The 25,896-nt window shown below is 70.1% G+C and carries 17 protein-coding genes and 1 pseudogene; 15 read left to right on the top strand and 3 right to left on the bottom strand.

The features are described from left to right. The first annotated feature begins 53 nt into the window (after window positions 1-53). From M2266_RS12165 to M2266_RS12155, 3 genes and pseudogenes are all read left to right on the top strand, one after another. Window positions 54-1,040: a ComEA family DNA-binding protein gene (locus M2266_RS12165; RefSeq protein ID WP_277438221.1), complete on the top strand. Its 987-nt coding sequence runs from the start codon at window positions 54-56 to the stop codon at window positions 1,038-1,040. Then, a pseudogene (locus M2266_RS12160) lies at window positions 1,037-3,082 on the top strand (ComEC/Rec2 family competence protein); the annotation flags it as partial. The gene M2266_RS12165 and the pseudogene M2266_RS12160, both read left to right, overlap by 4 nt. Before the next feature lie 187 nt (window positions 3,083-3,269). Beyond that, window positions 3,270-4,655 carry a hypothetical protein gene (locus M2266_RS12155; protein ID WP_277438220.1) on the top strand — a complete coding sequence of 462 codons (1,386 nt, stop codon included), beginning with the start codon at window positions 3,270-3,272 and terminating at the stop codon, window positions 4,653-4,655. Window positions 4,656-5,044: 389 nt separating this feature from the next. On the opposite strand, the gene M2266_RS12150 is transcribed toward M2266_RS12155, so the two are convergent. Beyond that, entirely contained in the window at window positions 5,045-5,518 is a 474-nt protein-coding gene (locus M2266_RS12150) for a hypothetical protein (protein WP_277438219.1), read from the bottom strand. On the opposite strand from M2266_RS12150, the gene M2266_RS12145 reads away from it, so the two are divergent. Genes M2266_RS12145 through M2266_RS12135 form a run of 3 tightly spaced genes read left to right on the top strand, consistent with a single transcriptional unit; the run spans window position 5,517 to window position 9,117 of the window. Beyond that, window positions 5,517-6,569, top strand: coding sequence for a hypothetical protein (locus M2266_RS12145; RefSeq protein WP_277438218.1), 1,053 nt, complete (start codon window positions 5,517-5,519; stop codon window positions 6,567-6,569). The genes M2266_RS12150 and M2266_RS12145 overlap by 2 nt on opposite strands. Beyond that, the gene (locus M2266_RS12140) at window positions 6,566-8,689 is read left to right on the top strand and encodes an integrase (protein ID WP_277438217.1); all 2,124 of its coding nucleotides are present in this window, start codon (window positions 6,566-6,568) and stop codon (window positions 8,687-8,689) included. Before M2266_RS12145 ends, M2266_RS12140 begins: the two co-directional genes overlap by 4 nt. Beyond that, entirely contained in the window at window positions 8,686-9,117 is a 432-nt protein-coding gene (locus M2266_RS12135; RefSeq protein ID WP_277438216.1) for a hypothetical protein, read from the top strand. Before M2266_RS12140 ends, M2266_RS12135 begins: the two co-directional genes overlap by 4 nt. 133 nt (window positions 9,118-9,250) lie before the next feature. Here M2266_RS12135 and M2266_RS12130 read toward each other — a convergent pair whose 3' ends face one another. Both M2266_RS12130 and M2266_RS12125 read right to left on the bottom strand, forming a co-directional pair. Then, window positions 9,251-9,481, bottom strand: a complete 231-nt coding sequence (locus M2266_RS12130; RefSeq protein WP_277438215.1) for a DUF397 domain-containing protein — start codon at window positions 9,479-9,481, stop codon at window positions 9,251-9,253. Further along, window positions 9,482-10,354, bottom strand: a complete 873-nt coding sequence (locus tag M2266_RS12125) for a helix-turn-helix transcriptional regulator (RefSeq protein WP_277438214.1) — start codon at window positions 10,352-10,354, stop codon at window positions 9,482-9,484. 265 nt (window positions 10,355-10,619) lie between these two features. Between M2266_RS12125 and M2266_RS12120 the strand changes: the two genes are divergently transcribed. The 9 genes from M2266_RS12120 to M2266_RS12080 all read left to right on the top strand — a co-directional run bounded on the left by M2266_RS12120 (window position 10,620) and on the right by M2266_RS12080 (window position 25,884). Beyond that, window positions 10,620-11,120 (top strand): ATP-binding protein, encoded by a 501-nt coding sequence (locus M2266_RS12120; protein WP_277438213.1) that lies wholly within the window; start codon window positions 10,620-10,622, stop codon window positions 11,118-11,120. After that, window positions 11,113-11,454 (top strand): hypothetical protein, encoded by a 342-nt coding sequence (locus M2266_RS12115; RefSeq protein ID WP_277438212.1) that lies wholly within the window; start codon window positions 11,113-11,115, stop codon window positions 11,452-11,454. The genes M2266_RS12120 and M2266_RS12115 overlap by 8 nt, the downstream gene beginning before the upstream one ends. A 206-nt stretch (window positions 11,455-11,660) precedes the next feature. Next, the gene (gene fxlA, locus M2266_RS12110; RefSeq protein ID WP_277438211.1) at window positions 11,661-11,810 is read left to right on the top strand and encodes an FxLD family lanthipeptide; all 150 of its coding nucleotides are present in this window, start codon (window positions 11,661-11,663) and stop codon (window positions 11,808-11,810) included. A 98-nt stretch (window positions 11,811-11,908) separates the two neighbouring features. Next, window positions 11,909-14,986: a lantibiotic dehydratase gene (locus tag M2266_RS12105; RefSeq protein WP_277438210.1), complete on the top strand. Its 3,078-nt coding sequence runs from the start codon at window positions 11,909-11,911 to the stop codon at window positions 14,984-14,986. Continuing rightward, window positions 14,983-16,248 carry a lanthionine synthetase C family protein gene (locus M2266_RS12100; protein WP_277438209.1) on the top strand — a complete coding sequence of 422 codons (1,266 nt, stop codon included), beginning with the start codon at window positions 14,983-14,985 and terminating at the stop codon, window positions 16,246-16,248. Before M2266_RS12105 ends, M2266_RS12100 begins: the two co-directional genes overlap by 4 nt. Before the next feature lie 30 nt (window positions 16,249-16,278). Then, window positions 16,279-18,348 carry a methyltransferase, FxLD system gene (gene fxlM, locus M2266_RS12095; RefSeq protein WP_277438208.1) on the top strand — a complete coding sequence of 690 codons (2,070 nt, stop codon included), beginning with the start codon at window positions 16,279-16,281 and terminating at the stop codon, window positions 18,346-18,348. A 467-nt stretch (window positions 18,349-18,815) separates the two neighbouring features. After that, complete coding sequence (locus M2266_RS12090) at window positions 18,816-19,937, top strand: hypothetical protein (RefSeq protein WP_277438207.1); 1,122 nt, start codon at window positions 18,816-18,818, stop codon at window positions 19,935-19,937. A 161-nt stretch (window positions 19,938-20,098) separates the two neighbouring features. After that, complete coding sequence (locus M2266_RS12085; protein WP_277438206.1) at window positions 20,099-23,170, top strand: helicase-related protein; 3,072 nt, start codon at window positions 20,099-20,101, stop codon at window positions 23,168-23,170. Beyond that, complete coding sequence (locus M2266_RS12080) at window positions 23,167-25,884, top strand: DUF1156 domain-containing protein (protein WP_277438205.1); 2,718 nt, start codon at window positions 23,167-23,169, stop codon at window positions 25,882-25,884. Before M2266_RS12085 ends, M2266_RS12080 begins: the two co-directional genes overlap by 4 nt. The last annotated feature ends 12 nt before the right edge of the window (window positions 25,885-25,896 follow it).

The following is a 25,896-nucleotide window of genomic DNA, read 5'->3' as shown; positions in this document are numbered from 1 at the left end:
ACAGGATCGGACAGTGATCATCTTTGTGCGGTGATCCCGCTTAGTTTCGCGGTATGGGAACAACAGCGCTCACCGCGATCGGCCGCAGCCGCAGCCGCAGCCACGTCCAGGGCAATCGGGGCGTTCAGCACCCACCGCACCTGCCGCACCTGCCGCACCTCCAGGGGACGGTGAGGGAGCGTGCTGCCGCGCTCTTCGATCCACCGGACCTGCTTCCGGACCCCGACCCGGAACCGGACTCGAACCTTAGGGCGGGTCCGGATCCGGCCCCGCCGCACCCCGGCGCTTCGGGTGCGGCGACCCCGGGTCCGGGCGACGGAGTCCGGCTGCGACTGACCCCCGCCGAGCGGTTACGGGCTTTCCGCGGCTGGCTGTACGTGCGCTGCGGTCTGGAGTTCAGGACCGCCGTCGCGCTGCTGGTCGTGCTGGCCGTCGCCGTCGGCTTCGCCGTGCAGCACTTCTGGACCGGGCGCCCGCGAACGGTCTCGGCGCCGGCGCGGATCGACGGGCCGTCGCCCGGCGCCTCCCCGGCCTCCTTGCGGGGGCCGGGGTCCGCGCCCGGCTCCGCGGCGGTCGGCTCCGGACCGTCGGGTTTCGGGCCGGCGGCCGTCGTGACGGCGAAGCCCGTCCTGACGGTGGACGTCGCGGGCCAGGCCCGCCGTCCCGGGCTGCTCCGGCTGCCCGCCGGATCGCGCGTCGCCGACGCCCTCGCGGCGGCGGGCGGGGCGCTGCCGGGGACGGACACCAGCGCACTGAACCTCGCGCGGGTGCTCACCGACGGTGAGCAGCTCGTCGTCGGCGGGCCGCCCACGGCCGCCGCCCCGGGACCGGGCGGTGGCGCGCCCGCCGGTCCCATCAGCCTCAGCTCCGCGACCAGCGCCCAGTTGGAGACCCTCCCCGGCGTCGGGCCGGTCCTGGCGCGGCACATCCTCGACTACCGCGCCCAGCACGGCGGCTTCGCCTCCGTCGACCAGCTCCGCGACGTGACCGGCATCGGTGACCGCCGCTTCTCCGACCTCAAGCCGCTGGTGCAGCCATGACCGGTCCCAGGGCGGGTCCCCGGGCAGGTCGGGCAGGTCCCGGCGCGGCCCCGGGACGCCGGGCCGGTACGGCCGGTGCCGTGGCGCGTTCCGCGGTGCACGCGTCGGCGGCGTCGCCGCTCGGCGCGTCCAACCCGCGCCAGGAGGGGCCCACGGACCTGCGGCTCGTGCCGCCGGCCCTCGCCGCCTGGCTCGCGTCGGCGGTCGCGCTGGGAACTCCGGGAGGTGCGGCGGCCTGGACCGCGGTGGGCATCGCGGTCCTGGGGGCGCTGCTGCTGGTGGCCGGGCGGGGGCGCCGGCGCGGCGCCGGTCTGGCGGCGGCCACCGCCACCGCGCTGCTGTGCGCTTCCGCGGCGACGGCCGTCGCCGCGCTGCACGCGGCGGACGGTCACCGGGGGCCGCTACCTGCCCTGGCGGCCGAACATGCCCGCGCGGTCGTCGAGTTGCGGATCACCGGCGATCCACGGACCATCCGCCCGCATGTCCGGGGCGCGGCCCGCGCTCCGGACGCCGTGCTCGTCGAGGCGGACGCCGTCCGTGTCACCGCGCACGGCGTGACCACGGAGATCCGGACCCCGGTCCTGGTCATCGCCGAGACGGCCGCCTCGGCGATGCGGGTGCCGGGACGGCCCACGGGACCGGAATCCAGGTGGGGCGCGCGCCCGGCCGGGCCCGTTCCCGCAGGCGAAGGGGCATCCGCGCCGTCCGGTGCTCCATGGCTCGGACTGCTGCCCTCCACCCGCGTCTCCGTGACCGCACGGATCGCGCCGCCCGCGCGGCCGGGTGAGCGGAGCGCGGCCGTGCTGTCGGTGCGCGAGCCGCCCCGCGTCATCGCGCCGCCCACCGCGACGCAGCGTTTCGCCGGCCGGCTCAGGGCCGGGCTGCGGGCGGCGACGGACGGGCTGCCGCCCGACGCGCGGGCGCTGCTCCCCGGGCTCGTCGTCGGGGACACCTCCCGACTCACCCCCGAACTGCGCGAGGCGTTCGAAGCCACGGATCTGACCCATCTGACGGCGGTCTCCGGTTCGAACCTCACCATCGTCCTGCTGCTGCTCATCGGTCCGCCCGGCCTCGCCCTCCGCGCGGAGCGACGCGGGCTCGCCCCGCGGATCGGGCTCCCGCTGCGCGCGACCGCCGTGGTCGGTGGGGCGCTCACCGTCGCGTTCGTCATCGTCTGCCGTCCCGACCCGAGCGTGCTGCGGGCCGCCGCCTGCGGTCTGATCACACTGCTGGCGATCGGTACCGGCCGCCGCCGCGCCCTGCTGCCGGCGCTGGCCGCGGCGGTGCTGCTCCTCGTCCTCTACGATCCCTGGCTCGCCCGCTCCTACGGCTTCCTGCTCTCCGTGCTCGCCACGGGCGCGCTGCTGACGATCTCCCCGCGCTGGAGCGCGGCCCTGCGCCGCCGCGGGGTACCGGCGCGGGCGGCCGAGGCGCTCGGCGCGGCAGGCGCCGCGCAAGCCGTCTGCGCTCCGGTGATCGTGGTGCTCGCCGGGCAGGTGAGCCTGGTCGCGATCCCGTGCAATCTGCTCGCGGAACTGGCGGTGGGGCCGGCCACGGTCCTCGGGTTCGGGGCGCTGGCCGCCGCGCCGTTCGCGATGCCGGCCGCCGAGTGGTCGGCCTGGCTGGCCGGCTGGCCCACCGGCTGGATCGCGGGCATCGCCCGGCGGGGCGCGGCCCTGCCCGGCGCCGCGATCGGCTGGCCCGGCGGGTGGGGCGGCGCCCTGCTGCTCGCCACCCTCACCGCGGCGGTCGTGGCCACGGGCCGCCGGCTGACCGCCCGGCCCTGGCTCTGCGCGGCCGTCGCGCTCCTGCTGCTGCTCGCCGTGCTGCGGCCCGTATCGCTCCCGCGCGTCATCACGGGCTGGCCGCCGCCCGGCTGGCGGCTCGCCATGTGCGATGTGGGACAAGGGGATTCGCTGGTGCTGTCCGCGGCGGGCGGCTCGGCCGTCGTCATCGACGCCGGACCGGAGCCGGCCCTCGCGGACCGGTGCCTGCGGTCGCTGGGGGTGACCTCGGTCGCGTTGCTGATCCTGACGCATTTCTTCTCCCCATGGTTCTGAACTGTCTCACCCCGTGATCTCGGTACCTCGGGAGTGATTCGCGTGATGTCAGTGCCGCGAGTTATCACTTTGGTTCGATTCTGTTTCAGGAGAGCGAATGCACCTCTTTTTCACCAATCAACGTCTGGTCGGCCAATGGCCGCCGCCTACAGGTCCGTCCGCTGATGTGGTGCGGGACCTGTTGGAGCACCGGTCGATCCCGGACGGCATGCCGCTCTTCCTTGATGAGGACATGCGGCCCGTCGCGCCGGTCTGTCACTGGTTCCGGGCGATGGCGTACGAGAGACGCGACCCGGAGACGATGCGGAAGTACGCCTACATCGTCCGCCGCGTTGACGGGTTCCTCACGAAGCGCGAGACGGGTCTGCTGGGGGCGACAGAAGCCGACCTTGTTGCCTACCGGCGCTCGCGGACGGAGTTGCAGGAGGAACCGGTCGACGGAGCGACGTGGGACACCGAGGCCGTGGTGATCAACCTTCTCTATACCTTCCTCGTGGACCAGGGCTATCTCCGGCGCAAGCCGCTGCGGGTCCGCCGGGGCCGGCCAAGTTCGCTGGGCTCGGGCATGGTCCGTGAGATGCAGGTCCGGCACATGACGGTGGAGCAGTACCTGTACCTCCGGGACGTCGGCTTCGGAGGGCAGTTGCCTGGAGCCGAGATTGACGAAACGTTTCGCGGCCACACACCACACCGTGGCAAGGCGGGTCTGGAGTTCGCGCTGCTGACGGGGGCGCGCAAACAGGAGTGGTCAACGCTTCTGATGCCGGAGGTCGGTGAGGGCTGGCGTCAGCCCGGCGAGTCCCTGGAGATCGAGCTCCAGGAATGCGCGAAGTACAAGCTGGCCCGCAAGCTGTACGTGCCGGCCGCCGCCGTGGAAGCGCTGGAGATGTACTTCCTTTTGGAGCGCGCGGAGACCGTGGCCAAGGCCGCCCGCACGCTGGCCCGGCAGGCGGCGGAGTTGTTCATAGTCGACCGCGTGGATGCCGAGCGCGGGAAGCTCTACGGCGTCCACGAGGGCGTGCGGCGGACGTACACCATGTCGGCGATGTCCCCGGCTCTGCGGCGGATCACGGTGCGGGAAGGCGAGGCGGGCCTGGAGCCCCTCGCGGTGTTCGTCGGCCAGGGCGGCAAGCTGCTCGGCCCGAACTCCTGGGACCGGCTGCGCGGGGATGCATGGCTGCGGATGCGTGCGCACGCCGAACACCATGAAGCGCCGCCGCTGCCGCGCAAGCGGTGGCGCTTTCACGACGCCCGCCACACCTACGCCCTTCAGCTCCTGAAGTACCTGATGCGGCTGATGAGCGAGCGGGACGTCGATCGGGCTCGGGCCGGCGGTTTGCCGACGACCGCCGAACACATGGCCTTCAACCCGCTGTTGGTGGTCCAGCGACGACTCGGTCACAAGCGTCTGTCCTCGACCTATACGTATCTGCGCTACCTGGAAGATCCCATGAACTACGTTGACGACGCCTTCCGCGAGTGGAGTGAGCACGACGGAGCCACCTATGCGGACATCGCGCTGCGGGCCCTGTCACTGGATGGGACGGCAGCCTGATGCCCCTGCGTCATGAACACCGCGAAGCGGTCCCCGCTCCCCGCATCGAGTCCGCTGTGGCCCGGATCGGGCTGCGCGAACTCACCGCCCCATACGGCCGGACCAACGAGACGGCCATCCTGCGCGTCAACCCCTCCACCTACCGGTGCGCGAGGCTGGTCGCCGAACTGGCGGATGAGTGGGAGGCCCACGCGGCACTGGGCAACGGCAGCTACTTCTCGCTGGCCGACTACCGCACCTCGATCTTCCAGTTCGCCACGTGGGTGGACGAGCACGCCGAGCGGCCCGAGGGAATCTCGATGGCCGATGACACGCCGGAGCTGCCCCGCCTGGTGCGGGAGTGGGTCCGCTCTCTTCCTCCGCGTTTCGCGCCCGGCTCCAAGCGTCCCTCAGCGCTGGCTGGCAAGCTGCGCCTTCTGATCGACCTGCGTGTGGGCCGGGAGGACGTGGACACCGGCGAGTCCGTACGGCGACTGCTGGACGGCGGACCGTGGGTCCGTGGTGGCAAGAACCGTCAGCTCGATGAGTTCACCCGGGAGGAGAAGCGCGCGCTGATCCGCCTGGGCTGGTCGGAGGTGCGTGCGCTGGAGGGGCGGCTGAAGCAAGGCCAGCAGATGCTGGCCGAGGCCGAGGGGCACCCGGCCGAGTACGGCTGGCAGAACCCGGCGAACCTGCTGTGGGCGCTGGCGAACGACGCCATGACGCCGCTGGAAATCCTCGAGATGCTGCCGCGCTGCCGAGACTGGCCTCCCGAGCTGTGGGAGCTGGCGAATCTGCGCGGTGACCCGAAAGAGGGGACGGAGGCCAAGACTGTCTACATCCGGCTGGGCACCGCCCCTGATCTCACTGCTGTACCCGATCATGGAAGACCTGACGTGCTTCCGGGTGCTGCTGGTCGCCGCGACCGGGCACGCTCCCGAGGAGATCACCGGCATGGGTGCGGCCGACGCGGATTTCACCGGCAACGGCGTGCGCTTCACTCTGGTCAAGCGCCGGGCCCGCCGGGTGCGGCACCGGGTGTTCGTCACCAACGAGCAGGCCGCGCACTCCGGTTCGGGCACACTGGACGTCGCCGAGATCACGCGGCGGCTCTTGGCGGTCACCGAGTCGGCCCGGGAGCGCTACCAGTTCGGCACGGACCCGCTGTTCGCCTGCGCCAGCGGAGATCCCCGCAAGCCGTTGACTTTCCACCAGTTCCGGCACCGCGGGGACGCGTCCCGGTTCGGATACTGGCTGCGCAAGCGAGGACTGGACATCTCCCTGCCGCATGACCTGCGCCGGATGCGCAAGGCGGTGAAGGTGGAGAAGGCCATCGCCTTTCGCGGCTCGGTCTCCGACATCGCCGACGATCACACAGTGCAGACCTACAAGGGCCACTACGCCCATGGCACCACGCTGCATGTCATCGCTGGGCACACCATCAACCGGGCTCAGGAGGCATGGCTGGCCAAGGCGATGGCCGGCCCGGTGGTGCTGGACGAGGACGCGGCCGAAAAGCTGGAGGCACCCGAGGCGCTGGACGCGCTCGGACTGACCCGCGACCAGGCGGAGGAGATTCGCACCGGCGAACTGGACATGGGCGTGACTTCCTGCCGCGACCCTTACGACTCGCCGTACAGCAAGGCAGGGGACCTGTGCGCGGTCGCCCCGCTGCGCTGCCTGGAGTGCCGCAACGCCTTCGTCCTACCCTCCAACCTCCCGCAGTTGCTGCTGTTCGCCGACCACCTCAAGGGACTGCAGAACCGGCTGACCCCGGCGCACTTTCGCACCCAATGGGGTCAAAGCGCGGCCAACCTGGCCGCAGTCCTCAAGGAACGCACCCCGGCGGAGCTGGACAAGGCCCGCCGCCAGATCGAAGAGCAGGGGCTGCGGCTTCAGCTGCTCCTGGCCGCCTACACGGAGTTCGACGTATGAGCATCAACGCCCTGTCCCTGCCCGCCCCCGCGCCCCTGGCCAGTGCCTTCTTCGCCGACGACGAAGCGGCCTTGCAGTCCTTCCCGCTCACCGAGGGCGTGTCCGTGCCGGTGTTCGGCGACACCGTCACCTGGCCGTGTCACGCCTACCGCAAGCCGGCCAACCTCTCCCCGTCGATGTGGGTCGTCAACGTCGGGATCGAGGACCCGGTGTGGAACCTGCGGGTCCGCGAGATGGTGATGGCGCTGTTCAACCCCGCCCACCCGGCGGTGGAGACGTCGGGGGCCCGTGTGGGCCCGGCTCCGGCCAACCCCGCGAGCTGTCTGCGGATCGCCAGGATGATCCACGACCTGGCGCAGTGGGCGGCCGAGACGGGGCTGCCCGCCGAACTGGGCCGGTGGGAGATGGACTCCGCGCGGCGGTGGGTCGACAAGCGGCGCGATGAGCGGTCCCCGGCCACGGTCGCCTCCTATGTCGGCTGCATGAGGCTGCTCTACGAACTGGGCCCGGTACTGACAGGCGGCGGTCTTGCCGCCGACCCGTGGCCGGGCCAGAGCAACCGGAAGGCCGCCGGGTACGCCGCTGAGGACGTGAAGACCGAGAACATCGACCCGAAGGTCTGGTTCCCCCTCATCCGCGCGGCGTGGACCTACATCCACGACTTTGGCCCCGACATCCTGCGCGCCCGCCAGCGCTATCAGCAGCTCAAGCAGGACGCCCATCGCACGACCACCGACACACTGGCCGAGGTCGCCGAGGAGTACCTGGCCGGTGCGGACAACCCCATCCCCCTCCACACACATGTCAGCGGCGGCGGGAAGCCGGGAGAGGTCCAATGGGCCCTGCTCGGGCTGCTGATGGGTTTCCCCGTCCGCCTCAAGCCTTTCCACCACCGCACCCGCCAGGGCTTCCCCGCCGGCCTCGCGGACCGGATCGAGGAGGCCGCCAGAGGCGGCCGGGGCCTGCCCGGCGGCCTGCTGGCCGAGTACGCCCAGGCCACCCGGCCGGACGGGAGCACGGGGTCCTGGCACCCGGGACTGTGCCCGCGCCGCCTGGTCAGGGAACTGCTGATCCTGCGCGGGGCCTGCTACGTGTTCGTCGCGGCGTTGTCGATGATGCGCGACAGCGAGATCCGCGAGATCACCCGGGACTCGGTGGTCGAGTTCTACGGGGCACCGGCGGTCTCCTCTCGCAAGCGCAAGCTGGACCCCGACCAGCCGCAGGAACGCTGGTGGATCACCGAGCCGGTCGCCGAGGCCATCGCGGTCGCCGAGCAAGTATCCCGGCACCCGGAACTGATCTTCTCCTCCGCGCGGCAGTTCGAGCCCGACGAGGAGGTCCCCGGACTGGGCGAGGGTTTCGACAGCAACGAGTCGGTGAAGGACTTCATCCGCCACGTCAACCGCGGCACCGCCCATCACGGGCTGCACATCCCGGCTGGCCGGGTCACCCCGCACATGTTCCGCAAGACGATGTCGATGCTCACCGCCGAACAGCCCGGCGCCGAGATCGCGCTGGGCATCCAGCTCAAGCACGTGGCCGCCCGCGCCCTGGCCAACCGCACCACTGAGGGCTACGGCGCCCCCGACGCGAACTGGGCCAAGCTGCTGGACAAGGCGGTCGAGGACGCCCGGTTCCACAAGCTCAGCCAGTTCTACGACGCCCATCACGCGGGCCAGGTCGTCGGCTTCGGCCCCGGGGCTGCGAACCTGGAGGCGGCCTTCGACGCGGTCAAGGACAACGCTGCCCGGCTCGCCGCTAACGGTCTGGCCCGCCAGGGTGACGTCAACGTCGAGCACGACCTGCTGCGCAAGGCGGGGATCTCGCTGCGGTTCGGCAAGCTCAACCACTGCATGTTCGACGAGCGCAACCCGGTCGGCGCGAAGTGCATCGAGAACGCCATCGTCCCCAAGGGCCACACCGGGCCGTTGATCGACCGCTGCCAGCCCAGCCGGTGTGCGAACAGCCTGATCGGTGAGGAACACCTGCCGCCGTGGCAGGCCGAATACGGCAGCCTGGCCCGGCAACTGGCTAAGAAGAAATTGGCCCCGTGCCGCCGGGCGGCGCTTCAACAACAGCTCATCGAGGTGGAGAGTGTGATGGCGAGGGTGAACAAATGAGCACGTCGGCGGGAGCGGAGAAGGCACTGCGGGAGGCGATGGCCCGGCTGATCGCCGGGAAACCGCAGGCCACGGACGGGAAGCTGACCAAGGAGAATCTCTACCGCGAGGCGGGGGTCAGCCGGGCCACGATGAACCGGGCTGCCGAGGTGATGGCCGAGTGGGACGCCTACGTCGAGGAGCACGGCCGCCGGACGAGGGGGGAGTCCAAGCGGGATGCGGAGATCGCCGAGCTGACGGCCAGGCTGAGGAAGAAGACCGCCCAGTGCACCGAGGCACAGCGGAAACTGGACGCCGCCGCCACGGTGATCGCGGCCCTGCACCACGACAACGAGGCCCTGCGCGAGCACATCGCCAGCAGGGGCGCGGGCGGCGGGAACGTCGTGGCCCTGTCGACCAAGAGGGGCGCGGTCCACGACCCGCCGTGACCTCGGCCCAGCCGCGCAACCTCGGCCGGTGCCCACATGCTCTGCGAAGATAGCGACGGCGGCCGACCCCACTACGCTTGGGGTCGGCCGCTGCGTGCTCTCTGTACCCGGCCAGTGCGGCCGGTGCATGACGTTATGCCAGGTGGTCGAAGGTCCCGGCCTTCGCTCCGGCGATCATCGCTGCGATCTCGCTGCGGTCGAAGATCAGCGGCGTCTGCTCGGGCCGCTTGGAGTCCCGCATGGCGACCAGGGCGCCGATCACGCCGAACTCCACGCAGTTGTCGTTGCCCCCGCTGAACGGGCTCTTCTCCCACGTGACGGCGGAGAAGTCCAGCTCAGTGGGGTCGGGCTTGGTGTTGCTCACTTACAGCTCCTTGATCATGTTCTTGATATGGCCGCGGGTCTCGGGTGGGCCGAGGGCAGTGGCCCGCAAGTGGTCGAAGACCTCGGTGTAGCGCCCCACATCGTCCGATCCCTCGAAGTACACCGAGTTGGTCAGATTCTCCACCCACACCACGTCCGGGTTGGGCTCGGGGAAGCCCATCAGCATGAACGAGCCGTACAGCCCCGGATGGAATCCGGCGTCGAACGGCAGCAGCTGCAGAGTGATGTTCGTACGGGGCTCGAGGTCCAGCAGGTGCTCCAGTTGGCTCTTGAGGACGGCCGGTGCCCCGCTGATGCGGCGCACAGCGGCCTCGTCGATGACCGCCCACAGTTTCGGGGCATCATCGCGGGCCAGCAGGGCCTGCCGGTTCATCCGCACCGTCACCAGCGCCTCGACCTGCTTGGCGTCCAGGTCCACGCGCATCGCGGTGATGACTTTGCGGGCGTAGTCGGCGGTCTGGAGAAGTCCCGGGATCAGCAGCGGCTCGTAGGAGCGCAGAGTCGTCGCGCTGGCCTCCAGCTCCAGGTAGCCGCCGTACTGCGTGGTGTTGATAACCGCGGAGTACTTGCGCCACCATTTCTGCTTCTGTGCCTGATCCGCTCGGACCAGGTCCAGGATGTCCTCCCGGACGGCGGGGTCGCTCACGCCGTAGCAGTCGAGCATCGCCTTCACCAGGACCGGTGAGGTGCCCCGGTCGCCGCTCTCGATGCGGCTGAGCGAGCCCTGGTTGATCTCGACGACCTTCGCGACCTCGGCCATCGTCCTGCCGCACTGGTCGCGCAACTCTTTGAGCTGGGCTGCGAGTTGGCGGCGGTAGACGGACTTGGGGGCGGAATTCTTCTTCCAGGCCATGGCGACAGTGTGACCCCTGCCACCGTCTCCGACAACCAATCTGAGGAATCTCAACTAGGCATGTTGCCTAACCGAGTTGCCTGGGGGCATGCTGGCGGGGCGGTAGCGAAGCGTGACGGCGACGTTGCACTTCGTGGCATATGCCGCTGCCGTGCGCCGACTGCCGGGGCTTTTCTCCCCGAGGGCCGACGTGCCGTCCCGCTTCTGCGGGCCCACCGGACGATTCCGGGCCTCGGCCCGCTCATGTCACTGGGGAGCACACGCCATGCACGATGCACGGGTCCTGCCCGGACCGTCCGACCCGCCGCCCCGGCATGCGCCGGAGCTGTCCGAGTGCGGGTTCTACCTGGTCATACGGCCCGACGGATTCGTCCTGCATATGAGCGCCAGCGCCGTGCATCTGCGCGAGATGCGCGCACAGGTGTTCAAGGAGGTGTGCGGGGCCGGCGCGGGTGAGGGGGTTGCTGACGCGGCCCGGCTGGTGGCCAGCGAGCTCGTCGGCAACGCGGTGCGGCTGTGCGGTCCGTGGGCGCCGGTGGTGGTCCAGGTGGCCATCTCGCCGGACCAGGTCCTGGTGCAGGTCCACGACCCCGAGCCTGCCGCGGTGCCCAAGCGGCGGCCCCGGCCTCCGGGCAACGACAAGTCGGAGTCCGGCCGGGGGCTGTGGATCCTGGACCTCCTGGCGCCCGGCTGGACTGTCCGGCCCACCCCGGTCGGCAAGCAGATCCGCTGCCACCTGCCCTACGAAGGGAGGAACTGTGCCTGAACCCGCAGCCTTACAGCTGCCGTTCCGGGTCGGCTTCGACATGGACAGCCGCGAGATCATCGTCTGGATGACCTTCGGTGCGGGTCCGAAGAAGACCACCCGCCGCAAGACCATCGGCTCCCTGGAAGCCCTCGCCGTCACGGTCGCCGAACACCGCCACGAAGCCTTCCTCCAGCGCGGACTCGCCGATCAGCTCGCCCAGGCCGCCGTGACCTACCTCGGCGCCGACCCGGGGCGGCTGGAGGCCGCCGTGCGGTCGCTGTCCGACCCGACCAGCGCCGTCCCCGTCAGCCAGATCCTGCGCGGCACACCACCGCCGCAGACTCCCGGCTGACCTCCGACCCGGCTTGCCCGGCCCGCGTGCCCCCGCGGCCGGGCCGGGCAAGCCGGCACCAAGCCTCCGCACGCGGTGCATCACGCCCGGGTGCGGGGATGGCCAGGAACCGCCGCCGGGGCGTAAGTGCGTCACTACGCTCCGGGCGGCGGGGATGGGCCGTCAGTCCCGCAATGAGCAACATCCCTACGAGCAGGAGGACTGCCATGAACACCAGCACGAAGGAAACGCGCCCGGAGAGCGGCTCCGTCGACCTCGACCTGAGCGTCCGGATCGTCACCGCCGGGCCCGTCGCGGCGGCGTTGCTCAGCAGCACCGACGACGGCTGCGACACCGACAAGAACGGCGACTGCTGACCTGATCGCCGGGGGTGTCTGCGGCGTGAGTTCGCGCCGCAGGCACCCCCTCAGCAGTGCGTCGCGCAACGAAGGACCGGCTGTTGGGGAGGACGAGGGTGAAAGCGGACGGGCGTATGCCGTACTACCGGCAGACCGGGACGGCGATGCTGCGGGCAAGCGTGCACACCGACGGGTCGGGCCCGGCACCGTGGCCTGGCCCGGACACCGACGGCGAGGTGTGGGTCGGGTGGCTCGCCCGGACATGGACGCAGCAGGCGGTGGCCGAGGCCGTCGCGATCGCCAGCCCTGTACTCGCCGGGCAGATCGACGCCGCGCTCGCCGGCCGGAAGTCGGGGGCCGGGCAACCGCGGCGTATGGCTTTGGCGCTGGCCCGGTACTGGGTGCGGATGCACGGCCGTGCCACCCCCTTCGGGGTCTTCGCCGGGGTGACCGGCGCACGCTTCGGCCCGCGCTTCTCGGCGCGGTGGACCGGGGACCATCAGGTCCGCACCCGGGCCGACGCCCTCTGGCTCGCCCAGATGATCGCGCGTCTTGAAGCATCCTCCGAGCTGCGGCGACGGTTGCCGGTCGTGATCAACGACCTGGCCGTCGTACGGGGTGAACGCCTGGTCGTGACCTGGGCACCCCACGCCGGTACCGGCCGCCCCCAGTCCGAGGTGTCGGTGCGGCTGATCCCGGTCGTCGGCACGGTCATGAGTCTGACGCGGTCACCTCTGCGGGTCGGAGACCTGATCGACAAGCTCGTGGCAGAACACCCCGGCGCCCCCGGCCCGGCCCTGGAGGCGATGGTGGGTGAACTGACGGCCCGGGGTGTCCTGATCAGCAGCCTGCGGCCCCCCTCGACCGCCACGGACGCTCTCGCCCACCTCCTGGACAAGTTGTACGAGGCGGACGCCACCGATCTGCCGGAGACACACACGCTGGTCAGCGAACTCCAGACGATCCATGAACAGTTACGGGAGGCCGACCGTGTGGTGTCCTGGACCGAGGGGCGGGGCAGGCGCGAGAGCGCCGCGAGGCGGATGCGGGCGCTCTCCAGCGCCGCTGAACAGCCTCTGACCGCTGATCTTCGGCTCGGATGCAGTCTGGTGCTGCCGGAATCGGTGGCGGTCGAAGCCGCCACGGCGGCCGAGGCGCTCATCAAACTGAGCCCCGCCCCCACGGGCAACATGTCGTGGCGCGAGTACCACGGCCGATTTCTTGGCCGGTATGGGCCCGGCACGCTGGTCGCGGTCGGCCAGCTCGTCGACCCCACCACCGGCCTCGGCTTCCCCCGCCACTTCACCCCTGCTCGCCCCGGCGTCCGGGAGCTGACGCCGCGCGATGAGGCCCTGTTCGCCCTGGCTCAGCAGGCCGCGCTGGACGGCACCGTCGAGGTCACCCTCGACGGGAAGCGGCTCGACATGCTGGCGGGAGAGGCGGGGCAGCGGCCCGTCTCCCCGGTGGACCTGTGGGCCGACGTCCGCGCCACCACGACGGACGCCCTCGATTCCGGCGACTTCACCCTGGGCATCTGCGGGTTCGGCCGGCTGGCCGCCAACACAGGCCGGTTCCTCGACCTGCTGGAAGAACCCGATCGCCGCCGGGTGAGCGACCTGTACGCCGAGCTGCCGACCGGCGTGCACGGGGCATTGACCGCCCAGCTGTCGTTCCCGCCCCAGCGGGTGCGACAGGAGAACGTCCAGCGCGTCCCGCGCGTGCTGCCGGACATCATCACCCTGGCCGAGCACGGCGAACCGGCCGCCGGCCGTATCCCGGTAAGCGACCTCGCGGTCGCCGCCGACCAACATCGCCTGTACGTGGTGTCGCTGTCCCGGCGGCAGGTGGTGGAGCCGGCACTCCCTCATACCGGGGCCCGGCACACGATGCCGCCCCTGGCGCGTCTGCTGTTCGAAATCCCCCGTTCCACGCATCCCCAGGTGACGTCCTTCGACTGGGGTGCCGCCTCCTGCCTGCCGTTCCTGCCCCGACTGCGCTACAACCGGAGCATCCTCGCCCCCGCCCAATGGCGCCTGAACCCGGAAGACCTGCCCGGCCCCAAGACGCCGCCGGGCCGCTGGGGTACAGCCCTGGACACGGTGCGCGAACAGCGGCGCCTGCCCGCCGGCATCGCCGTGGGCTCCGGTGACCGGCAGTTGCGGCTGAACCTGGACGAGGCCATGGACCGGGACCTGTTACGCGCGCACCTGGACTCGGCCACCAGCCCGGTCACGCTTACCGAGGCGCCCACCGTCGCCGACCACGGCTGGTTCGCGGGCCGGGCCCACGAGATCGTCATCCCGCTCGCCGCGACCGCGCCGCCCGCCAAAGCACCCGCGTTCCTGACCGGATCGGCGCCGCTGCCGCTGGCAGAGAGCGAGCCGAGGAAGGGGGTCGCGTACGTCAAGCTGTACGGGCACCCGAAGGTCTTCGACACACTCCTCACCGAGCATGTACCGATGCTGCTGGCCCGGTGGGCGACACCGCCGCAGTGGTGGTTCGTCCGCTACCGCCACCCCGCCCCGCACCTGCGACTGCGCGTGCACGACGCGGACTCCGCACAGGCGGGCGGCCGGGTGGTGGCCTGGGCGGACGGCCTCCAACGACTCGGCCTCATCGGCGAGATCACCTTCGACGCCTACCGGCCCGAGACCGGGCGGTACGGGCCCGGGGCGGCCATGGCAGCGGCCGAGGACCTGTTCGCTGCCGACTCCGCAGCCGTCCTGGCCCAGCTCACCGCGCTCTCCGCGTCCGGCAGCCTGAACCCGCAAGCCCTGACTGCCGCAAGCCTGGCCGATCTGGCCACCGCGGTGACCGGAAGCGAGAGGGCGGGGATGCGCTGGCTCACCGACCACCCTCACCTCGCAACAGGCGCCCCCATGCAGGACCGCGAGGTGCGCGAGCAGACGCTGCGGATCGCTGAAGGGCAGGCCCTGCACCACCTCCCCGGGGGCCCGGAAGTCGTGGGCTCCTGGGCAGTTCGGGCCAAGGCCGCCGCCCGGTATGCCGCCTGTCTCACCCCCGCGACCACCCGCGTGACGCCGGGCTCGGCCCTCACCTCGCTGCTGCACATGCATCACATCCGGGCCCACGGCATCGACGCGGAGCACGAAGCGATGACGCACAAGCTCGCACGGGCCATCGCCCTGGCCTGGACCGCACGCCACCGGGACGGGGAGGGGAACGCCCGATGACCGCCTCGCTGGATGCCGGGCGGCGGGCCGCCGCCGCCGCGATGGCCGACCAGATCGCCGCCACTTTGAACACGCCGCAGCCCTGCGAGCACGGTGACGACTACAGCCCCACCAGCTCCCGCTGGCGGGACCAGTCGCTGTCCAAAGGCGCCGCGGGCGTCGCCGTCCTGCACGGCCTTCGAGCCCAGCACGGCCTGGCCGACGAGAAACCGGCCCACGCCTGGCTGGCCCGCGCCACCCGCGACGACCTCACGGCCGGGCACGGAGCCGGACTGTGGTTCGGCGCCCCCGCCCTCGCCTTCGCCCTCCACACCGCCGCCCCCGGCACCTACCCGGGCGCCATGGCCGGCCTCGACGACGGCGTCACCCAGCTCGTTCACACCCGGCTCAAGGCCGCCCACGCCCGCATCGACGCCGCACGGCGTCCCTCGCAGTACGAGTTCGATCTCACCCGCGGACTCACCGGCCTCGGCGCCCACCTCCTCCAACGCGACCCCGACGGCGACCTCGTCCGCCGGGTCCTGGCCTACTTGGTCCGGCTGACCGAGCCGGTGCCGGCCGCCGACGAGGCGGGAGCGGATGCACCGGGCTGGTGGACCCACGACAGCTCTGCCCACGACCGCGATCCCGCCTTCGCCGCCGGAGAAGCCAACTTCGGCATGGCACATGGCTGTTCCGGCCCTCTCGCATTCCTGGCCCTGGCCATGAGACAGAACGTCGTCGTCGAGGGGCACGAGGCCGCCATCACCCGCGTCTGCCGGTGGCTGGAGGACTGGGAACAGCAGCCACCGACGGGACCGTGGTGGCCCGAGCGGATCACCGTGAACGAACTCCGCACCGGCCGCCCCCGCCAGGACGGACCCCTGCGGCCGTCCTGGTGCTACGGCACCCCCGGCCTCGCGCGTGCCCAGCAACTCGCGGCCATCGCCCTGGGCGATGCCACCCGCCAGGAGGCAGCCGAAGATGCCCTCGACCAGTGCCTGTCCGACCCTCTCCAACTCGCCCGCATCGTCGACCCGGCCCTGTGTCACGGCCTCGCCGGACTCCTCGCGACCACCTGGCACGCCGCCGCCGACGCATCCACCCCCGACCTCGGCGCCCACCTCCCGCGCCTGCTCGACGCGCTCCTCGCCCACGCCCGCGACACCCCGCCCGAGACCCTGCCCGGCCTGATCGAGGGAAGCGCCGGCATCGCTCTGACCCTGCACACCGCAGCGACCGGAACGAGCGGCGGCTGGGCCGCCTGTCTCCTCCTCAACTGACCGCCGCCAAAGGCTGATTGGATCTCAACGATGAGCGAACCGGATACCCGCTGGTGGCAGGTCAACCTGTGGTGCGACACCTGGCAGGCCGCCGAACAGATGGCCATCCGCCACCTGGGGCCGCTGCTGACCGAGGCCGAGGGGAGGGGGGACAGCGCCGCCTGGTGGTTCATCCGAAAGCGTGAATCCTGGCGACTGCGCGTCCTGCCCGCCGAAGGCCACGACGCGACCGCCTTCCTCGCGCAGCTGACCAGCACGCTCACCGAACGCGCCGCGGTCCGGCAAGCCGAAGGCGTCATCTACGAGGCCGAGACTTACCGCTTCGGCGGAATCAAGGCCATGGATATCGCCCACACCCTGTTCCACGCCGACAGCCGCCACATCCTCGCCCACCTCGCCAACGAGGCCGACGATCACCGGCGCGAGGTCGGCGTGCGGCTGGCCACCCGGATGATGCTCGCCGCCGGCCAGGACCTCTACGAACAGGGCGACGTCTGGGCCCAGCTCGCCGAGCACCGAATCCGAGGCGACATCGAGCCGTCCCCGGCAACCCTCGCCGCGGTGCAGACGCTCATCACCGCCCAAAGCGACGCGAACGACAGCCCCCTCACCCGGCTGCCCGACTGGCCGGCCGCCTTCGAGGACACCGGACGCACCCTCGCCGACCTGGCCCAGCACGGGCAGCTCAGCCGGGGGCTGCGGGCCGTCCTCACCGACCATCTGCTGTTCGCCTTCAACCGGCTCGGCATCTCCGCGACCCACCAGAACGTCCTCGCGACCGCTGCCAGCCGCGTGATCTTCCACCGGGAACCCATACCCGGCGACTCCCAGCGAAGCAGCCGAACCGACCCCGTCCACCCCACTACAGTCAGGCCAGTGACCATGCACTCCACCGACGCCCCGGCCCTCGACCCGCACGACCTGCGCGAGGCCCTCATCGCCAAGATCGACAGCATCGGAACCTTCCGCACCGACCGGGTCAGGGAAGCCTTCCGCGCCGTGCCCCGGCACATCTTCCTGCCCGGCGTGGACCTGGCGACGGCCTACGCGCCCAAGCCCGTGGTGACCAAGCGGGCCGAGGACGGCACCGCCGTCTCCTCCGCCTCCAGCCCCAACATCGTCGCCAAGATGCTGGAGCAACTCGATGTCCACCCCGGCCACCGCGTCCTGGAGATCGGCGCGGCCACCGGCATCAACGCCGCCCTCCTGGCGGAGCTCGTCGGCCCGACCGGCTCCGTGGTCACCATCGAACTCGACGAAGACCTCGCGGACGGCGCCCGCACCGGCCTGGCCGCCGCCGGATACGACCAGGTCGAGGTGATCTGCGGCGACGGCGCCCTCGGCGACCCCAGCGGCAAGATGTTCGACAGGATCATCGTTACCGCCGGGGCCTGGGACATCTCCGCCGCCTGGTGGCAGCAACTCTCCGTCGGCGGACGCATCGTCGTACCCCTGCGGCTGCACGGCAGCGGCCTGACCCGCTCGCTCGCCTTCGACCACACCAACGACGACCTGATGCTCAGCACCAACGCCGCCGTGTGCGGCTTCGTGCCCATGCGCGGGGCCGCCGAGATGGGCGAACGCCACGTCCGCCTCGCCGACGACGTCATCCTCAAGCTCGACGCCGACGACCTTCCCGACGAGCCCGCCCTCACCGAGGCCCTCACCCACCCCGCCCACGAGCAGTGGACCGGCATCGAGGTCCGTCACGACGAACCCGCCGCCCACCTCGACCTCTGGCTCGCCACTATGAACAGCGGCCTCAGCTTCGGCCGGCTGTCCATCGGCTCCGCCGCCCGCGCCCTCAACCTGGCCGACCCCGCCATCCGGTGGGCCGGAGCGGGCCTGTACGGCGGCGGCACCCTCGTCTACCTGACCGCCCGCCCAGCCGGTGAGGACGCCAACGAACTCGGCCTCATCGCCCACGGCCCGGACAGCGGCAAACTCATCGGCCAGGTCAACGACCTCCTGCACCGCTGGAGCCAGCGGCGACCCGCACAGCCCGTCGTCACCGCCTACCCCGCCACCACACCCGACGGCCAACTCGCCCCCGGCGCCCGCGTCACCCGGCCCGAGACCCGCCTGACCATCGACTGGTGACCAAGCGCAAAGGAGCACGACGGCCGAACTTCGGCGCGTAACTGCTCAGACTCGGCGGCCCGTCCGCCTGGGATCGGTGGGCCGCCGAGCCGGACGGCCCACCGATCCCGATGACGGATGTCCCATGCAGGCGGGGGGACCACTGACGCTGTGGGCAGGGAGTCGACCAGACCGGGTGCCGGCAGCAGCGCCGTCCTGTGTACACAGTCGAGTTCCGCGACGCCGGCCAGGAGATAACAGGGATTTCGGGTCTCGGATGCCGCTGCGGCTCTGGCTGAGGTTGCCAACTGTCCCATCGCGAATGCGGAAGCCGGTTGTTCTGCATGGCACCCCGAGTGACTACCCGTGTCGAAGGCGACCGGTGCTGCGACCGGATGACTCGAAGATGAACGCCGATGGCGTACCAGACGGGTACGCTAGCGGCGTACCTTCTGTAAGCCTCCACGTCATATCTCTTGGAGTCGGCGATGCGGGACACCGCGAGCCCGTTCGAGTTCGACGGGCCAATTCCTCTTGACCGCATGATCGACAGGCGGCAGGAGACCGACATGATCAAGACGTGGACCCGTGAGGGGCGGCTGGTGGCGCTGGTGGCGCCACGGCGCTACGGCAAGACGAGCCTGATCCGCAAGATTGCAGCCGATGGCAAGCAGGATGGGTTGGTGGTGGTTACCGCTGACCTGTTCGAGGTCGCCAGCCTGTCCGATCTGGTGCTTCGCCTGGAGCGAGCGTGGACGCAGCACACACCCGACGCCCTGCGCGCGGCAGCCAGCAAGATCCTTGCCACCGCGCGGACCGGCGTATCGATCACCGGCGCGGGATTCGCGGTGGCCCTGGCCGACAGGCCCACCGCCGACCCGGTGCCCGCGCTGCATACCCTGCTGGAGCTGCCCGCTCAGCTGGCCCAGCGCGAGGGGGGACGGATTTTGATCGTGCTGGACGAATTCAAGTCCGTCGCTGGTGTGGCAGGGGCCGAGGAGCTGATCTGTCAGCACGTGTGGCGTCACCGGGATGCCGTCTCCTATCTGTTCTCCGGGGGCATGCCAAACATGCTGTCCTCGATGTCCCACGACGGGGAACCAATCTCCGGCAGGCGCGTAGAAACTCTGCGTCTGGATCGGCTGCCGACCGCAGAACTTCATGAGGTGATCAAGGAGCGGTTCGCCACACAAGGCCGTGACGTGACCAGCGTGCTGGACAGGCTGGTGACTATGGGCGAGGGACATCCACAGCGGACCATGCTGCTGGCTCACCTGCTCTGGCTGGAGGTCCGCACTGGGGCACGGGCCACCAGCGATCACCTTGAGGCGGCGGCCACAGCGGCGCTGCGACAGATCGATCCCGAGGCCCGGGCCACGATGAGCGGGCTCACCGTGGGGCAGCGCAAGGTGCTGCGGGCTGTGGCTGAGTACGGCACGCCCATGGCCGCGCGAGCCCTGCGGACGTTGGGCCTTCCCAAGACCACGGCACAGAAAGCGACGCCGCACCTGGTCGCTGCGGGGCTCATCGAAGACACAGACCAGGGATGGCGAGTGATTGACCCGCTGTTGGCGCGCTGGATTCGGACAAACTACGGGACGCGCGCATGAGTATGGAGCCGGAGTACGAGATGGGGTTCGAACGCGGGCAGAGGGTGAGGGTTCGTGCCGCTGGAGTACCTGAGTTCGCCACCATCCGGTTCGCTATCCCGGGCGACGAAGCCGGTTCGTGGGACCTCATTCTTGCCGATGACCAGGGCCGTCGGCACGAGGTGAACCTGGCAGTCGGAGACACCCAGACCGTGCGCCCCCTGGTCAGCGATGGACGAGCCGACTCAGCCCGGGTGCTGGCGGCGATGTGGACGCAGTGGATGCATGCGGCAGCCACCAACGCGGAGTCCAGTGCCATGGCGGCCACACCGCTGAAGCCGTACGCGCACCAGACCACGGCCGTCTACGGCGCGATGCTGCCGCAGCCGCTGCTGCGGTTCCTGCTCGCCGACGAGCCCGGCACCGGAAAGACGATCATGGCCGGCCTCTACCTCCGGGAGATGCAGCGGCTGGGCCTGGTCAAGCGCGCCATCATCGTGTGCCCGGCGAACCTGGCCTCGAAGTGGGTGGACGACTTCGAGCGGCTGCTCGGGGGCGGGCTGCGGCAGCTCACCTCGGCCACGGTGCGTGAGAACGCGCTGAACTCCAACGACCTATGGGTGGTCTCGCTGGAGCTGGCGGCGGTCAACCCCGCCGTGCAGGAGGCCATTCGGCCGGACAAGGCTGGCTGGGACCTCGTAATCTTCGACGAGGCGCACCGGTTGACCCCGACCGCGGCAGGGTTCCACCAGGTTGGCCGCCTGCTGGCGAAGAACACTCCCCGGGCGTTGCTGATGACCGCGACCCCGCACCGGGGCAAGGAGTGGCTGTTCCGGCATCTGTTGCACCTGGTCGACCCGGCGATCTACCCGGATCCGGGTAGCGACCCCAATATCGAGCTCAACACGCTGCGGCCGGGCCCGATCCACTTCCTTCGAAGGATGAAGGAAGACCTGGTCGACTACGACGGCAAAACACGCCTCTTCAAAGGCCGTTCCGCCCATAACCACAGTGTTCCGCTGTCGCAGACCGAGTACGGCTACTACCAAGCCGCGTTGGACATGGTCGATCGGTTCTTCCCCTCGACAGCCCAGCCGCTTGCCCGCATGGTGTACGGCAAGCGGACCGCTTCCAGCCTGTACGCACTCGCCGAGACTCTGCGCCGACGCTACGACCACATGGGCGCGATGAGCGAGGCAGAGGCCGCCCTCATCGCCGACAGCGAGGACCAAGGCGACGAAGCGGAGATCGACGAGGCGAAGGTCATCCACACCGGCTCGACCTCCAGCAGGGCTGAACGGACGTCGATCAAGAGCCTCGTGGACCAGATCAACGCCACGATCGGAGACCCCGTCTGGAAGCCGTCAAAGTGGAAACGGCTCACCGACGACTGCCTGGCCAAGCACGGCATCCTTCCCGGGAACGGCGAGCAGGCCGTGGTGTTCACCGAGTACGCGGACTCGGCCCAGTGGATTGCCGAGCGGCTCGAAGGCGAGGGATTCACCGCCAAGCTCTACTCCGGACGACAGAGCAAGGCAGAGCGCGACGACGTACGCCGGGCCTTCATGCGTGGCGAGTTCCAGGTCATCGTCACCACCGACGCCGGCAATGAGGGCATCGACCTGCAAGCCGCGCACGTGTTGGTCAACTACGACATCCCGTGGTCCTTGGTCCGCCTCGAACAACGGATGGGACGCATCCACCGCATCGGCCAGCTGCGTGACGTCCACCTGTACAACCTGGTCGCCACCGACACTCGTGAGGGCGAGACCCTGCTCAGGCTGCTGGACAACTTCGTCACCGCGGCGAACGAGATGCACGGTCAGATGTTCGACAGCCTGTCGGCGGTGGCCGAGATCACAGGCGTCGACTACGACAAGTGGCTGTCCGCCCTCTACGGCAACGACGAGATCAAGAAGCAGCAGGCGATCGACGCCGCCCGGGCCATCCAGGCCCAGGAACTCACTCGGGCAGCCCGGCAGGTGCGGGACAACGAACGGCGTCTGGCCAGCCAGGTGGACGCGGTGGCCGCGCTGACGCTGCTACAGCGTGATCTGTTCGCGCGAATCAACCCGGCGATCGTCGAGGCCTATCTCGACCGGCTTGCGGCTGCCAACGTGCTGCAGTCGTCACCGACCGCCGCCGGAGCCGGATTCCGGCGGCTTTCCCTCCGAGGCGGAGCCACGTTCCCGGCCACACTCGGCAGCGGCAGCGAAGTCCACATCGCCACCAGCGGGGACGCGGTGCGGGAGGCCGCGGAGAGCATCGACGTCGGCGACACCATCACGCTCGGGCCCGGGGAGCCGGGGTTCACCGATCTGATCGGCATGGTCGAGCACGCCTTGGCCGAGGACCTGCACCAGTCAGGTGCCGCCGCCGACCCCACCAGCCTCACCCCGTACGACCTTTACGCATACACGGCGACCATGACCGAGAGCGACGGGAAGCGTGCCAGCATCTGGGCAAGTCTGATCAAAGTCGACGACAGCGGCAACGCCCGCCCGGTGCGGTGGGAGGCTCTGGCCAACCTCGTGCCCACCGATCAGCACGGCACCGCGCCCCATCCCGCACGCGAAGGACGGGCCTTTGCAGCGGCCGGCGAGGTGGCTGCCGTGACAGTCGAGGAACACCGGAGGGTACGTTCCGACTGGTTCGCCCAAGCGCGCCGGGACTTGACTAACCTGCCGCTGAGTCTTACGGAAGGCATCGACGACCGAGCCGCCAGGGTCGAACTGCGACGTCGGCTTCAAGCTCAGACCGCTCAACGGCTCGACGAACTCGAACGACTCGCTGACGTACAGCTGACCGCCCCGAAGCTGATCGGCCGGATCCGCGTCCTGGCCGCGGCCGACGTCACAGTCCAGGCTGAGATCGATGCCGAGTTGGTCTCCATGCGGCACGTCCAGCAGCTCCTCCAGGACGACGGATGGGTTGTGGAGGACGTGCACACCGAGGGCCGGGGCTACGACCTCGAGGCCCGTCGCAACAGCCAGGTCCGGCACGTCGAGGTCAAGGGTGTGCTGGGCAGCGCGGCCAGCGACGGTATCCGGATGACCGGCAACGAGGTCCTGATCGCCACCCAGCACCGCAAGGAGTACTGGCTCTACGTCGTCGACCAGTGCGCCGACGGCCGAGGACGCTTCTTCGGGGCCTATGAGGACCCGGCCACACTCTTCGCCAACGACATGACTGGGAGCGCGGTCTTCCGCGTTCCCGGCAGCAGCCTCAAGAACGCACCGGGGAGCAACACATGACCAGGATGATCGAACGATGGTTTCCCAGTGCTGAGGTGTCGGCCAACAGCGACAAGGGCTGGGGATCGGGGAACAGTGAGATCTCCCTGTTCATGTGGTTCGCCAAGCGACCCACTGCCCAGGCAAAAGCCGCCACGATCTGCTCGCTCCTGCCCTGGCCCGACGACGCCGAGGAACAGACGCGGCTGCAGAACCTGGTCCGTGACGCTATGACGGGACGCTACGCATCGTGGAGCGACCTGCAGGCCGAGATCGCCAAAGCGAACCCCGAGGGAGCGGCCACCCTCGACCCGTTCTCAGGACGCGGCATGATCCCGCTGGAGTCGGCGCGCTTGGGCGTCCAGGCGTCCGCCGTTGACTACAGCCCGGTTGCAGTGCTGGCGAGCCACCTGCTCACCTCGGCCCCGTTCGAGGACTGGAGCGAGGAACCCGAGCTTCCGTTCGGGGAGATCGGCCACCTGCTGACCTCCCGTACGGACCGGCTTCTCGGTGACCTTGAGAGCCTGTTCACGGAGATCCGGAGCCGACATGCGGCCGCGATGCGGGACGTTTACCCGCGGCACAACGGCGCACAGCCGTGGGGGTATCTGTGGGCGGCCGAGATCCCCTGCCAGGAGTGTGACCATCAGTTCCCACTCATCGGTTCCTACGAGCTGATGCCCGCTCGGGGGAGCCGGGAGCCCGTATCGTTCTACATCGACGCGGATCGGGCCTCTGGTACCTGGGAGGCGGTCGTCACGCCCGGGAAACCCACCCGGTCGCCCACGCTGACTAACGCCGTGGCGAACGGCAAGAAGGTGCCGGGCAAGAGCGCAATCTGCGTGTTCTGCAGCCACGTCCACCCGCTGGCCGTGCACCGACGGCTGCTGCAGGAGAGGCAAAGCCAGGACGTCCTGGTCCTGGCCGCGGACATCGACCCCAAGAGCCAGAAGACCTTCCGCCAGCCCACGTCTCAGGAGAGGGAGGCAGTCGAAGCCGCCAGCCGGGCGCTGGCCGCCGAGCCGGCCTTCAGCCCCTTCCTCCCGGCCGTCCCGGACGAGGGCATCGCCCCGGGGAACAACAACATCATCGGCCCGAGCATCTACGGTGCGAAGACCTACGGCGACTTCATGGTCGACCGTCAGACCCTCTCGTACGTGCGCCTGGCACGCATCATCAACGAACTCGGGGACGAGCTCACCGCAGCCGGACTGTCACGGGACTACGTCCGCGCCCTGACCGGGTACGCGACTGCGGTCGTGGTGAAGAAGCTGCGACGTTCCACCCGCGGCGCTCGGTTCCAGAGCAAGGGCGGCGCGCAGGTCGGGGATCTGTTCGTCAACGAAGGGTCCATCACCTTCTCCCACGACTTCTTCGAGGCCGGCATCGGCGACGGCCCCGGAACGTGGAGCTCGATCTCGGACAACGTGTTGGCCGCCTGCCGCAACCTGTTCTCCGACCTTCGCGGCGCACCTGCCTCCGTCCAGCGGGGAACCGCCACCGCGCTGCCCTACCCGCCCAAAACTTTCACCGCGGTCGTCACGGACCCGCCGTACGACCAGATGATCGCCTACGCGGACGCCTCCGACCTCTTCTACACCTGGGCCAAGCGGTGCCTGCACAACACCTGGCCGGAGCTCGCAGTCACGGCCGACCCGCACGGCTGCCAGGACAAGAGCCAGGAGATCATCGTCAAACGGGCGCGCGGCGAAGCCCCGGACGAGCACCGAACCCGCGCGCACTACGACACCCTCATCGCCGAAGCCTTCGCCCAAATGCGGCAGGTCGTTCGTGACGACGGCGTCGTCACGATCGTCTTCGGCCACGGCGAACCGGAGGTCTGGCAGCGGCTGCTGCACTCGATCGAACACGCCGGGCTCGTCATGACCGGCTCGTGGCCGGCCAACACCGAGTCCGGCGGGCAGCAAGGCAAGGCCAACATCGAAACGACACTGACCATGGCCTGCCGACCCGCCCCGGCCGGCCGCCCGGCAGGCCGCAAAGGCGCTGTCGAGGCCGAAATCAAGGCGGAGATCAAGCAGCGTTACCCCGACTGGGAGCGGTGGGGCCTAGCCCCCGCGGACATGCTGATGGCCGCGGCCGGGCCTGCCATGGAAGTCGTGGGCCGCTATAGCGAGGTCCTCGACGCCAAGGGCGAGACCGTCGACATCTACACATTCCTGCCGCTGGCCCGCACCGCGGTCCAAGAGGCCATGGCGGTCGAGGTCAACCACCAGCCACTGGCCGCCTTCGACGCCCGCACCCGGTTCGCTCTGTGGTGGATCCGGCTCTACGGCCGACAGGCCCAGGCGAAGTCCGAGCTGCGATGGCAGGCTCTCGCCTCCTCACTCGACCTGGCCTCGGTCCGCGACCTGGTCGGCGATGCCGACAAGGGCGTCCGCTTCATCACGTCAAGTGAGCACACCGGCAAGGTCGACGGGGACTCCGCCTCCATCGACATCGCCCTGGCGCTCGCCGCCGCGTCGGACGAAGGTCTACAGGCCATGGGTCAGGTGCTGGCGGCCTCGGAACGAGGCGTCGACGACACCTACCTCTGGTCGACAATCCAATTCCTCGCAGACCGGCTTCCCGGCAACGACCCGGACTCCATCGCGTTCACCCGCGTCCTGCGCACCCGGCCCGGCATCGGCAACGCTGCCGAAGCAGTCACGGACAGCAACCGCGAGAACGCCCGCCGACAGCAGAACCACGACGCCCAGCTGAAGCTGATCTGATGACAAGCACCC

Origin of the sequence: Streptomyces sp. SPB162 (genome assembly GCF_029504575.1) — a bacterium.
GTDB lineage: Bacteria > Actinomycetota > Actinomycetes > Streptomycetales > Streptomycetaceae > Actinacidiphila.
The sequence above is the reverse complement of the archived record's forward strand: the minus strand, read 5'-3'. Positions and strand labels throughout refer to the sequence as shown.